Raw genomic sequence first — 10,097 nt, 5'->3', positions numbered from 1 at the left:
AGCCGGCGCGGCGCGTTCGCAAGCGCCGCGCGGCCGACGTGCAATGCGCCGCCCGTACACTTCATCTAGCTTCAATCTTCGCGATTCTTCGCGCCCAGGGATTCTTGGAATGACGTCTCCCGCGTCGGCGACATGGCCCGATTGCATGCAGGCGGAGCGCGTCCCTCCACGGAAATCCATCTGGATTGTTTCATTATTCAAAAAAATGTCTTCTTGTCTTCGCTGTTTGTCAGCGGACGTTGAATCGATATTCTTCAGTCCATCGATCGGACCCGATCGCGAACCAAACGCCGAAGAGGAGTAGCACCATGAAACGCATTCTTTCCGTCCTGATTGCTTCCGTTGCCCTGTTTGCAGCCGCTTCGGGCGCAGCCCACGCTGCAGCACCGGCGCCGTGCAACGGTCCGGCTTCGTACTGCAACGTGTTCTTCGGCAACTAATGGGCCTTGCGGTCGAAGTTGAGGACGAAGGGCGCCGCCAATGGCGCCTTTAGTCCGTCTGGAGAGCGCGCGGCGGACCGCAGCGTCCACCAGGCAGCAGACAATACACTGCGCTCCCAAGCAACACTTGGGCCTGGCGCACAAATGCGTTCAACGCTCACCCTACTAACGTGTTACAGTAGGTCAACAGCTTGCAGTTCTCTGCGCTTCTCGCGCGGTTCCTGTTGCAATCGCCTCGCATCACAGCGCCCTGATCGAACGGGGTTCCTTCCTCCTACCTGGCTCTACGGTGTCGTCAATCCGGCTTGAATAAACGGCCGTTCTTCGCGTGCATCGTCGATCAACACCACGCTTCGCAGATACGCCGCGATTGGTCGGCATTGCGCCTGGCAAAGACGCCGCGTTCAACGAACGCTTTCACCGGAGACGAGCACCATGAGCAATACGATCAGAAGTTATCGAGGTCTTGAGATCTATCCGCTGGTGTATCCGCACCAGCCGCGCGGTCTCGACGGCGCCCGCCACTACGACGCGGGCTTCGACGCCGCCGTGCGAATCTGCCGGCGCGGCACTGACGACACGATGACCAGCAGCCGCGTCTTTCGCGTGCCGAGCCGCTCGCCATTCGGCGCGGCGGGCGACGCGCGCATTGCTTCGGCCAGTTACGCAGAGCAGGTTATCGACGGTATGGTGGCCGGCCAGTCGATCGCTGGCCTCTGATGCGCGCGCCAATGGCAAGTCAGGTTTCCAGGCGCTCGCAGCGCGCGACTCTTCCTGCGCTCACTGGCCGTGCGAACTATCAGGTAATGGCGTCCTCGCGCCGTACTTCGAGTGGTACGGTGCCGACGCTGAAAGTGATCCGCCTGAGCGACGAACGGGTGATCTACCCGTTCCAGGGGCATGCTGACATGCCCTTTTTCGAGGACGCCGACGCGGCACAGTCGTTTGCCGAGACCTACGGCTGGCAGCTGGTTGATGGTGATATCGCGGTGCCGGAGTGAGCGCGTCCACCGCATTAAATCCGCAGTAAGCACAACTTTTCCAGATTCAAGCAGCAAGGCATCGCGCCTTTGCGTCTGCATTAGCGGCGTTTTTCCCGCGCTAGCGCGTCGCCACGCGATGCGTCCATAGCACACAAGCATGGCGCAAGGCGAGGCACCCCGCCATCGGCGGCTAGACTTTCCCGCCGCCGTCCATGCCGCTGCCGCGACGCCACACTTCCTTGCCACGTTCGGACAATTCACCGCTGCTATGCACGGCGTCCGCTTGCGTACCGTCGACGGCCATCTCCCCGCCGGGCTGCTCCTGCGCCCGCTGCTTTTCTTTCTTGCGTGCGGCCACTGCTTCATCGTGGGACTTTCCTGCGTAGTTGAGACTCATGGCTGCTCCTCGATCAGGTAGATTTGCTAGGGCATCGAGCCCCTCACCGGTCATTTATGCCGGGCTCTTTCGACTTCCGGCAAAGCAGGACTCCAGCAAACAATCGTTTGCCTCAAAACTTGCCGAACCGAAAGCACGCTTGATTGACAAGGCAAAAGTATCAGTTATCCACAAGGTTATTCAGTGAATCTGTGGATAACTTTCCACGATGCGGGGTTATCCACCGCCAACGACGGCCGTCGTATGGTCCCCAATAATCCAACACCTGCCTTTTTGCCGTCCGCCGTCGCGGCCCACCCAGCTTTTGCCTATGATGGACAACGCGTACCCTTTTTGCGCTCCCGGGCGCCACACCACAAGGAAGCGAATCATGGCCTATCACATTGCGGTCGTCGTCGGCAGCCTGCGCCGCGAGTCGTTCAACCGGCAGTTGGCGCAAGCTGTGATATCGCTCGCTCCACCCGACTTCACATTCGAATTCATCGACATCGGTTCGTTACCCCTCTACAGCCAGGACTATGACGCCGATTACCCGGAAGCCGGCAAGCAGCTGAAGCAGCGCCTCGAAGCCGCCGACGGCCTGCTATTCGTCACGCCCGAATACAACCGCTCCATACCCGGGGTGTTGAAAAACGCACTCGACTGGGGTTCGCGCCCGTGGGGCACGAACTCCTGGGGCAACAAACCGGGCGCCGTGATCGGCACGTCGGTCGGTGCGACCGGCTCGGCCTTGGCGCAACAGCACTTGCGCAATGTGCTGGCATACCTGGACGTCGCAACACTCGGTCAACCCGAGGTGTTCATCAAGCACGATCCCGCAGTCATCAACGACAAGGGCGAGATCCTGAACGACGGCACGCGCAAATTCCTGCAAACTTTCGTCGATCGTTACGTCGCGTGGGTCAAGCGGCAGGCCGCCTCCTGAAGCGGTCACGGTGGTAATGGGAGCGATCGGCTCAGAGTGAATGCAGCGGCAGTACCGTCATCGAACGGCATTGCCGCTGCGTCCGCGATCGCATTCACACGTGGTGGTGCCCTGTTACGCGCTCCCAGCCGTGCCGCACGGCCAGTTTGAACCGCTCCCACGTGCTGTCCGGCGACGTCGTTTCCCAATGGCGCCGCGCCTCCGGTTCGACGTCGTCCCAAGGCTGGTCACGGTAACGCTCGTCCTTGCCGATCTCCGCGCCATAGCGATAGGCCGGAACGTAGTCTTCGTAACGTTCGTTTTCTGCCGCGTATTGCTCGTCGTAGTGCGCGCGGAAGTCTTCCTCATACTCCAAATATTCGTTCGGCATCTGGCCGCCTAAACCCGCGGTTGGCTGACCCGCTGCGGAGACGACTTCGGACGGTCGCATGACCGCGCCGGAACCCGGCATCGAGCCTGCGGCGACCGCGCTTCTTCCCGCGTCGCCGACCAATGGATCCGTCACGGGTTCGTTGACCCGATCGACCACCGGCCGCTCCCCAACTGGCGGCGGCACGAACGGCTCCGCATCTGTGCTGCCCGGCGGCACGGTGTATAGCGGATCGGCCGTCGTGCCGGATCGGGCGGCAGGCGTCGACATGTTCGCTGCACGCGGCGTGCCCGGCGTCACTGCGCCGATGCCGAGTTCGTCGAGGACAGAATGCTCGCGCCCGGCCTCTGTCTGCGTGTCCCAATCGGGCGCGCGTTCGCCAATGTCGGCCGCGCCCAGTCTCGTGAAGGTATTACGAGCCAGGTCCGCATGGGCTTCGCTTGCCGCGTTGACGCACACGAGCACAGCGCCGCGGCGTACGGCCTCGGCGTAGCGCGCTGTGTCCGGCGCGCGCTGCCCGCTTGTGAACAGGCCCGAGAGAAAGCGCTCGATATTTGCCAGCACACCCGAACCCGCGACTTCGTCGGTCGCAGAGCCCACAGACGGTTCCGGATTCGCCTGCAACTCGATCGTTTCGCGTGAGAAACCGGTTTGTACAAGGGCGTCGCGGGCGGCTTCAGCTTGGGAAAAGGTGTCGAATAAACCAATCACGGTGTGTTGCATGGCTGTCTCCCGACGTATTTAGGCGGAACGGACGACGCGCAAACGCGCCGCTCTCCTTGCCTCGTTATGCCGCAACGATCGTGCCGGGCCCATGCCACGGGCTGCGCGCCCGCTGGCGCCTATCCGCGCGAGGGCGGCGGCGCAATTAACGCGACATGCCGCCGCCGCGCTTTTACAAGCGTGGGTAATGCAGACCTGGCCAGACGCCCGCGGTGGGCGCTATTCCGCCGGATGCGGCGCCGGGTCGGCGCCGGTCTGCGTCAGATCGTGTTGGATCGCTTGCAGGAGTTTTTCCAGCAAACCAATATCGAAAGGCTTGGAAAGCACCCGTACGTTGACGTGGCGGGCCCGATCAAGCTCCTCCGCGTAGCCGGTGACCAGAATGACCGGTAGCCGGGTGTCGAATGCGAGGACCGCCTCGGCCAGATCGATGCCATTCATGGTGCCGGGCATATGGATGTCGGATAACACCAGATCGAACGGCAGCGGTTCGCCGGTGCGCGCTTGCCGCGCGCGGGCGTCGTCGAAGAGACGCAGTGCGGTGTCGGCGTTGAAGACGCACGTGACCTGATGGCCCATCATCTGTAGCAGGGCTTCAGTCCCCGCGGCCACTTCGCTATTGTCTTCGACCAGCAGAATGCGCAGGCCGGGAGGTGTGCCGCTTTCCTCCGCGCCCGCTTCGGGCGGTCCGTCGGCGGCTGGTTCAGCTGCGGCACGCGGCAGATAGAGACGCACCGAAGTCCCGGCGCCGACCGCACTGTCGATCGCGGCGAGACCCCCGGAGCGCTCGCAGAACGCGAAAACCTGCGGCAAGCCGAGGCCCGTGCCCATGCCTTTCGGCTTGGTCGTGAAAAGCGGCTCGAAGGCCCGCGCGAGCACCTCAGGCGCCATGCCCACGCCGGTATCTTCGAGCGATAACTGCACGAAGTCGCCCGTCAGCGGAAAACCGTCTGCGGGCCGGAAATGGATATTGGTGGCTCGCACCGTGAAACGCCCGCCGTTCGGCATGGCGTCGCGTGCGTTCACGGCCACGTTGATGAGCGCCAACTCCAGTTCCGCGACGTCGACGTGTATCGGCCAGATCTCGACGCCGAGATCGGTGACCAGCGACACCTTCGCGCCGAGCGACGCGCGCAGCAACTCGCGGCACGCTGGCAGCCAGCGCTCGAGCGACAGCGTCTCGTTGCGCAACGGCTGCTTGCGCGCTACGCCGAGTAACTGTCGGGTGAGCGACTGGCCGCTCTTGAGCGCCCGTTCCATTGCCGACAATTCGCGGTCGAGTCCGGTTGCGCCGCGCCGCCGTGCGATCTGCAAGTTGGCCGAGAGGATCATCAGCAGGTTGTTGAAATCGTGCGCGACGCTGCCGACCAGGGTGCCCAGCGCTTCCATCTTGCGCGACTGACGATATGCCGACTCGATCGAGCGGCGCATGGACGCTTCGGCCTGCCAGCGCTCCCACGCTTCCTCTTCGGCGCCAAGCCGGCGCAGCGATAGCCAGATCACGCACCACAGCACGACGGACGGCGTGAACATCGACAGGATCAGTACGCCGAGATGCCTGTACCACGCGGCCCAGATCGCCGAGGCGCGATAGCCGCACACCACGTACACGGGATACGAACCGACGTGGCGGAACGCCAGAATCAGATTTTCGCCGTCGACGTTCGAATGCATGCGCACGACGCCCGCCCGCCGCCCTTGCGCGAGGGCTTCGGCGAACGGTGTGTGCTGCGCCATCGCGGTGGGTTCGTGCGGCGTGCGCGGATAGTGAGCGAGGATCGAGCCGTCCACGCGCACGAGGCTCATGGTCATCGGCGTGCCGTTGCCGCCGAGCAATTCGCGGTAGAACGCGTCGAAATAGCTCGGCCGCAGCGCGACGGAAACCACGCCGGCGAACGAGCCGTCGGTGCCAGTCCGTTCGACGCCCATGTTGAACACCTGTTCGCCGGCGACATGGCCGGTGATGACCTTCGACACATGCTCAAGGCTCTTGCCGTCGCGAACGCCGGTGAAATCGTCGCGCTCGCCGATCGAGACGGCCGGCGACGGAAAGTAGCGGCTGCTGGCGAGCAAGGTGCCATCGCGCCCGAAGATCGACACGGCTGCCACCTGCGGATAGCCGCCGCCCATCACACGCAGCTTCTCGTGGATCGCGGCTTCGCGCGCCCGGATGCCATTGTCGTCCAGACCGTCGGTCAGATCGACGATGCGCGCGTCGAGCGTCTCATTCATGTCGAACACTTTCAGCGCGTGTTCTTCCGCGACCCGCACCGTGCGCAGCGTCATATCGGTCGCGTCCGCCTCGCGCATGCGCAGATCGCTGATTGCCATTGCGGCGACATACAGGCAGGGCAGGACAATCGCCGCGATCAGCAGCGCGATCAGTGTGATACGCCGCACCTGGAAATTCTGTTCGGGCACGGCGGGGAACAACGCCCCATCCTGCCGGCCAGCGGAAAGGCGGCTCGCGGATGGCGGGGCGGACCGGTCTGGTGTCATTGTCGATTTTACGAAGGTCTTTCGGAATGCAGAGGCCGGGATTCAGCATCATACGAGAAGCATAGACACGGCGCGGCGGTAGAAGTTACCGTGGCTAACAGCGCACATTAGAGTCGCTGTCCAACGGCCGTCGAAACGTATCCAGATCGGCTGTTTTTTTGAAACAGCGACGAAACAGGAAGCGCAAACGTACACAAAAGTATAAAAACGAAATTCCGCCGTAAGAATCTACAGATATTTTTCTGAAAATAGCGAATTAACAGAAAATCTCGTTAATGAAAGTGAAATTGGCGAGTTGCTTTTCCGTCGTTTTACTTCGAAAATCAGCGCCACGATAAAAATGCGTCCGCCATGTTCGGACGCGTCTGCCGCGGGGCACCCAGCCGCATCACGCGTACCACGCGTGACGGAAGGCGTTCGCGGAATCACGCGCGCGGTAAAGACCAGCCCGATCCACGATGGCCGCGCAGATTCATCTACGGGGTAGGCTTCGAACATGCCGGTCATAGCCGTCGTCCACCGTGCGCGTACGCTTTCATGCGTGCCCACCGGTTCCGTCTATCGCGCCTCGCCGCGCGCGCTGCCTGTTCGTCCGCAACCCGCATTTCCGCAAGCTTCAGCGCACTTTGTCGCTGGTCGACAGACGTCGCGCTAAAGAACTCACCTCGCTTCGCCGTTAACGCGAAAGAGCTAATTCTGCTTTCCGACCCGCCCATGCCTTTGCCTATTGTGATCGCCGATGATTCATTGCTTGCCCGCAAAGTGCTCACCAAGGCATTGCCGCCGGAGTGGGAGGTCGACGTGTCTTACGCATCCAACGGGCGCGAAGCGCTCGCTCTGTATCGTGAAGGCAAAGCGTCGGTGATGTTCCTCGACCTGACCATGCCGGACATGACCGGCTATCAGGTGCTGGAAGCTTTGCAGCACGAGGATCTGAACACCTTCGTCATCGTCGTCTCCGCCGATGTTCAGCCGATGGCCCAGCAGCGCGTGCGCTCGCTCGGCGCGGCCGCGTTCATCGCCAAGCCCGTGACGCCCGAGGCGGTACTACCCATCCTCAAGGAGTACGGGTTGTATGTCTGAGCCAGTCCTCACCGAAGATCAGCGCGACGCGCTGCAAGAGGTCGCCAATCTGGCGATGGGCCAAGCCGCGACACGTCTTGCGCGGCTGCTCGATGCGTTCATCGAATTGTCGGTGCCGCGCGTGAAAGTGGTGGCGGTCAGCGAGGCGGCGCAGGCGCTGCGCGAGATGACCGGGATCGAGGACACCGTGAGCGCGGTGCGCCAGGGCTTTCGCTCCGACATCAAGGGCGAAGCGCTGGTGATCTGCCGCAGCGACAGCATCGAGCAACTGTGTTCGCTGGTCAGCGATCCGTATTCGCGCTCGACTTACGAGACGGTGAGCCAGAAGGAACTGGTGTTCGACGTCGCGAATGTGCTGACGGGCGCGTGCGTATCGTGCATTCTCGATCAGCTCGGCCGCACGCCGATCTTCTCCGCGCCGGGCCTGCTCGGCGAAGCCATGACGCTCGACGCGGTCTTCCAGCCCGGCGTGCTGCAATGGGAAGTCGCCCTGCTGGTCGAAGTGAATTTCGCGCTCGAGGATCAGAGTTTCCGCGCCCACCTCGTGATGCTGATGGCCGAAGAATCGATTCGCCACATGAACGGAGCGCTCGACGCGCTGTTGTCGAGCTTATGAACGTGCCCGTGGAGTCGTTGAGCGATCTGGTGGTCGAACGTGTCGGTTTCGGCATTTTCGTGCTGGATCGCGACATGAACGTGCTCATGTGGAATCGCTTCATGCAGGATCACAGTGGACTGTCGCCGGAACAGGTGGTCGGCAGGTCGCTGTACACGCATTTTCCGGAACTGCCGCGCGTGTGGTTATCGCGCAAGATCGAAAGCGTCTTTCAGCTCGGCAGCTTTGCGTTCAGCTCGTGGGAGCAGCGCCCGTATCTCTTCAAGTTCGATCACGACCGGCCCATAACCGGCGGCGTCGACTTCATGCAGCAGGACTGCACGTTCATGCCGCTCATGCGCGAGCGCGAAGTGGTGGCCGTGTGCGTGACCATTTCGGACGTGACGCACGTGAGCATCGTGCAGCGCGAACGCGAAGAGGCGGTCGCGAAGCTCCAGGAATATGCCGACCGCGACGGCCTGACGGGGATCGCCAACCGTCGCTTCTTCGAAACGCGCCTGCGCGACGAATACACGCGCTGGCAGCGGTACGGCGGCCATATGTCCATGCTGCTGTTCGATCTCGATCATTTCAAGAAGATCAACGACCAGTTCGGCCACGGCGTCGGCGACACGGTGCTGCGCGTGATGGCGCAACGCGTCGCCGAGGTGGTGCGGGCGCAGGACACCTTCGGGCGCTTCGGCGGCGAGGAGTTCGCCTTGCTGCTGCCGTGCACGCCGCTCGACGACGCGATGCGCGTGGCGGAAAAGATCCGCTGCACGATTGCCGACACGCCGGTCGAAGTGCAGGGCACGAGCGTGCCGGTGACGGCGAGCGTCGGCGGCGCGTGCGCCCGTGTCGGCGTGCCTTCGTACGACGTGCTCATCAATGAAGCCGACGCCGCGCTCTACAGCGCGAAGCGGCAAGGTCGCAACCGTTCGGTCGCGTTCGTCTGAGGCCGCCTGGCGGCGGTGTTCCGGTTCGCGGGAGGCGCGGCGTGCGCCGTACGGCATGTCGCCAGGGGCGCCGCCTCGTCGGCTTTGGGCCTGCTTCCGGCCCTGTATTCGCTGGCGGAACTGCGGCATCTTACAAAGATTGATATACTTTTTGCCGTTTCCGGCCTCCCAGCCGGGTATTTCGCGCGTGTCCGCGCGCGCGTGCCGCCTGCCTTGCGGCAGGCATCAAACTTCTTGAACGCCTTTCAGCGGGCGCCTCCAGCGGAGATCGTCTTGGCTGTTTCCAATCTTGTCGTGGGCGATACAGAAATCGACGCAGCTGCCGCCACATCCGGCAGCTCGTTCTATCTCGCAATGCGCATTCTGCCGGCCGCGCAGCGCGACGCGATGTATCAGGTCTACGCTTTCTGCCGCGCCGTCGACGATATCGCCGACAGCGACATGCCGCGCGCCGAGCGTGCCGCCGCGCTCGAGCGCTGGCGTGCCGATATCGACGCATGCTACGCCGGCGCGCCGCGCACGTCGCTGCGCGCGCTGACGCGGCACATTCATACGTTTCATCTGCAACGCGAAGATTTTCACGCAATGATCGACGGCATGGCGATGGACGCCGCCGCCGACATCTGCGCGCCCGACGAAGCCACGCTCGACCTCTATTGCGACCGCGTCGCGAGTGCGGCGGGCCGTCTGTCGGTGAGGATATTCGGGATGCAGGACGAACCCGGCCGGCTGCTCGCGCACCATTTGGGCCGCGCGCTGCAACTCACCAACATCCTGCGCGATATCGACGAAGACGCCGGCATCAACCGCTGCTATCTGCCGCACGAATTGCTGGCGCGCGAAGGCATTGCGGTAACGAGCCCCACGCAGATCGCCGACGACCCGTCGCTGCCGCGCGTGTGCGCCACGCTCGCCGAGCGGGCCAGGCAACACTTTGCCGCGTCCGACGCGATCATGGACCGCGAGCCGCGCAGCCAGGTGCGGGCGCCGCGCATCATGTCGGGCGTGTACCGCGTGCTGCTCGAACGGACGCTGGAGCGCGGCTTCGACATTCCGCGCACCAAGGTCCGCAAGCCGAAGCTGCGCATGCTTTGGATCGTCGCGCGTTACGCGTTCTTCTGAGCTG

At 63.1% G+C, this 10,097-nt stretch carries 12 protein-coding genes; 8 read left to right on the top strand and 4 right to left on the bottom strand.

Annotated features, from left to right (window positions below; translation table 11 throughout):
• Positions 1–308: 308 nt before the first annotated feature.
• The 3 genes from PDMSB3_RS38270 (at position 309) to PDMSB3_RS38365 (ending at position 1,441) form a co-directional block, all read left to right on the top strand.
• The gene (locus PDMSB3_RS38270) at positions 309–440 is read left to right on the top strand and encodes a hypothetical protein (RefSeq protein WP_007178639.1); all 132 of its coding nucleotides are present in this window, start codon (positions 309–311) and stop codon (positions 438–440) included.
• A 435-nt stretch (positions 441–875) separates the two neighbouring features.
• A complete protein-coding gene (locus PDMSB3_RS35800) occupies positions 876–1,160 on the top strand; it encodes a hypothetical protein (protein WP_007178638.1) in 285 nt (94 codons plus the stop codon).
• Positions 1,160–1,441, top strand: a complete 282-nt coding sequence (locus tag PDMSB3_RS38365; RefSeq protein ID WP_007178637.1) for a DUF6723 family protein — start codon at positions 1,160–1,162, stop codon at positions 1,439–1,441. Before PDMSB3_RS35800 ends, PDMSB3_RS38365 begins: the two co-directional genes overlap by 1 nt.
• A gap of 172 nt (positions 1,442–1,613) precedes the next feature.
• On the opposite strand, the gene PDMSB3_RS35790 is transcribed toward PDMSB3_RS38365, so the two are convergent.
• A complete protein-coding gene (locus PDMSB3_RS35790; protein ID WP_007178636.1) occupies positions 1,614–1,820 on the bottom strand; it encodes a hypothetical protein in 207 nt (68 codons plus the stop codon).
• Between the two features lie 370 nt (positions 1,821–2,190).
• Here PDMSB3_RS35790 and PDMSB3_RS35785 point away from each other — a divergent pair, with 370 nt between their 5' ends.
• Complete coding sequence (locus PDMSB3_RS35785; RefSeq protein WP_007178635.1) at positions 2,191–2,745, top strand: NADPH-dependent FMN reductase; 555 nt, start codon at positions 2,191–2,193, stop codon at positions 2,743–2,745.
• 94 nt (positions 2,746–2,839) lie between these two features.
• On the opposite strand, the gene PDMSB3_RS35780 is transcribed toward PDMSB3_RS35785, so the two are convergent.
• The 3 genes from PDMSB3_RS35780 to PDMSB3_RS35770 all read right to left on the bottom strand — a co-directional run bounded on the left by PDMSB3_RS35780 (position 2,840) and on the right by PDMSB3_RS35770 (position 6,844).
• Positions 2,840–3,838, bottom strand: coding sequence for a hypothetical protein (locus PDMSB3_RS35780; RefSeq protein WP_007178634.1), 999 nt, complete (start codon positions 3,836–3,838; stop codon positions 2,840–2,842).
• Between the two features lie 219 nt (positions 3,839–4,057).
• Positions 4,058–6,337, bottom strand: a complete 2,280-nt coding sequence (locus PDMSB3_RS35775; protein WP_007178633.1) for a hybrid sensor histidine kinase/response regulator — start codon at positions 6,335–6,337, stop codon at positions 4,058–4,060.
• 228 nt (positions 6,338–6,565) lie between these two features.
• Positions 6,566–6,844 (bottom strand): hypothetical protein, encoded by a 279-nt coding sequence (locus PDMSB3_RS35770; RefSeq protein ID WP_157187735.1) that lies wholly within the window; start codon positions 6,842–6,844, stop codon positions 6,566–6,568.
• Between the two features lie 207 nt (positions 6,845–7,051).
• On the opposite strand from PDMSB3_RS35770, the gene PDMSB3_RS35765 reads away from it, so the two are divergent.
• The 4 genes from PDMSB3_RS35765 (at position 7,052) to hpnD (ending at position 10,093) form a co-directional block, all read left to right on the top strand.
• A complete protein-coding gene (locus tag PDMSB3_RS35765; protein WP_007178632.1) occupies positions 7,052–7,420 on the top strand; it encodes a response regulator in 369 nt (122 codons plus the stop codon).
• Entirely contained in the window at positions 7,413–8,036 is a 624-nt protein-coding gene (locus tag PDMSB3_RS35760) for a chemotaxis protein CheC (RefSeq protein ID WP_007178631.1), read from the top strand. Before PDMSB3_RS35765 ends, PDMSB3_RS35760 begins: the two co-directional genes overlap by 8 nt.
• Positions 8,033–8,971: a sensor domain-containing diguanylate cyclase gene (locus tag PDMSB3_RS35755; protein ID WP_165189582.1), complete on the top strand. Its 939-nt coding sequence runs from the start codon at positions 8,033–8,035 to the stop codon at positions 8,969–8,971. The genes PDMSB3_RS35760 and PDMSB3_RS35755 overlap by 4 nt, the downstream gene beginning before the upstream one ends.
• A 273-nt stretch (positions 8,972–9,244) precedes the next feature.
• Positions 9,245–10,093 carry a presqualene diphosphate synthase HpnD gene (gene hpnD / locus PDMSB3_RS35750; RefSeq protein WP_007178629.1) on the top strand — a complete coding sequence of 283 codons (849 nt, stop codon included), beginning with the start codon at positions 9,245–9,247 and terminating at the stop codon, positions 10,091–10,093.
• Positions 10,094–10,097 lie beyond the last annotated feature (4 nt).

Source organism: Paraburkholderia dioscoreae (assembly GCF_902459535.1).
GTDB classification, from domain to species: Bacteria; Pseudomonadota; Gammaproteobacteria; order Burkholderiales; family Burkholderiaceae; genus Paraburkholderia; species Paraburkholderia dioscoreae.
This window is presented reverse-complemented; position numbering and strand designations above follow the sequence as displayed.

Excerpts from the sequence above, each read along its gene's own strand:
- PDMSB3_RS35775 (WP_007178633.1), bottom strand. The coding sequence starts at position 6,337 with ATGACACCAGACCGGTCCGCCCCGCCATCCGCGAGCCGCCTTTCCGCT.
- PDMSB3_RS35765 (WP_007178632.1), top strand. The coding sequence starts at position 7,052 with ATGCCTTTGCCTATTGTGATCGCCGATGATTCATTGCTTGCCCGCAAA.
- PDMSB3_RS35770 (WP_157187735.1), bottom strand. The coding sequence starts at position 6,844 with ATGACCGGCATGTTCGAAGCCTACCCCGTAGATGAATCTGCGCGGCCA.
- PDMSB3_RS35790 (WP_007178636.1), bottom strand. The coding sequence starts at position 1,820 with ATGAGTCTCAACTACGCAGGAAAGTCCCACGATGAAGCAGTGGCCGCA.
- PDMSB3_RS38270 (WP_007178639.1), top strand. The coding sequence starts at position 309 with ATGAAACGCATTCTTTCCGTCCTGATTGCTTCCGTTGCCCTGTTTGCA.
- PDMSB3_RS35760 (WP_007178631.1), top strand. The coding sequence starts at position 7,413 with ATGTCTGAGCCAGTCCTCACCGAAGATCAGCGCGACGCGCTGCAAGAG.
- PDMSB3_RS35780 (WP_007178634.1), bottom strand. The coding sequence starts at position 3,838 with ATGCAACACACCGTGATTGGTTTATTCGACACCTTTTCCCAAGCTGAA.
- PDMSB3_RS38365 (WP_007178637.1), top strand. The coding sequence starts at position 1,160 with ATGCGCGCGCCAATGGCAAGTCAGGTTTCCAGGCGCTCGCAGCGCGCG.
- PDMSB3_RS35785 (WP_007178635.1), top strand. The coding sequence starts at position 2,191 with ATGGCCTATCACATTGCGGTCGTCGTCGGCAGCCTGCGCCGCGAGTCG.
- PDMSB3_RS35800 (WP_007178638.1), top strand. The coding sequence starts at position 876 with ATGAGCAATACGATCAGAAGTTATCGAGGTCTTGAGATCTATCCGCTG.
- PDMSB3_RS35755 (WP_165189582.1), top strand. The coding sequence starts at position 8,033 with ATGAACGTGCCCGTGGAGTCGTTGAGCGATCTGGTGGTCGAACGTGTC.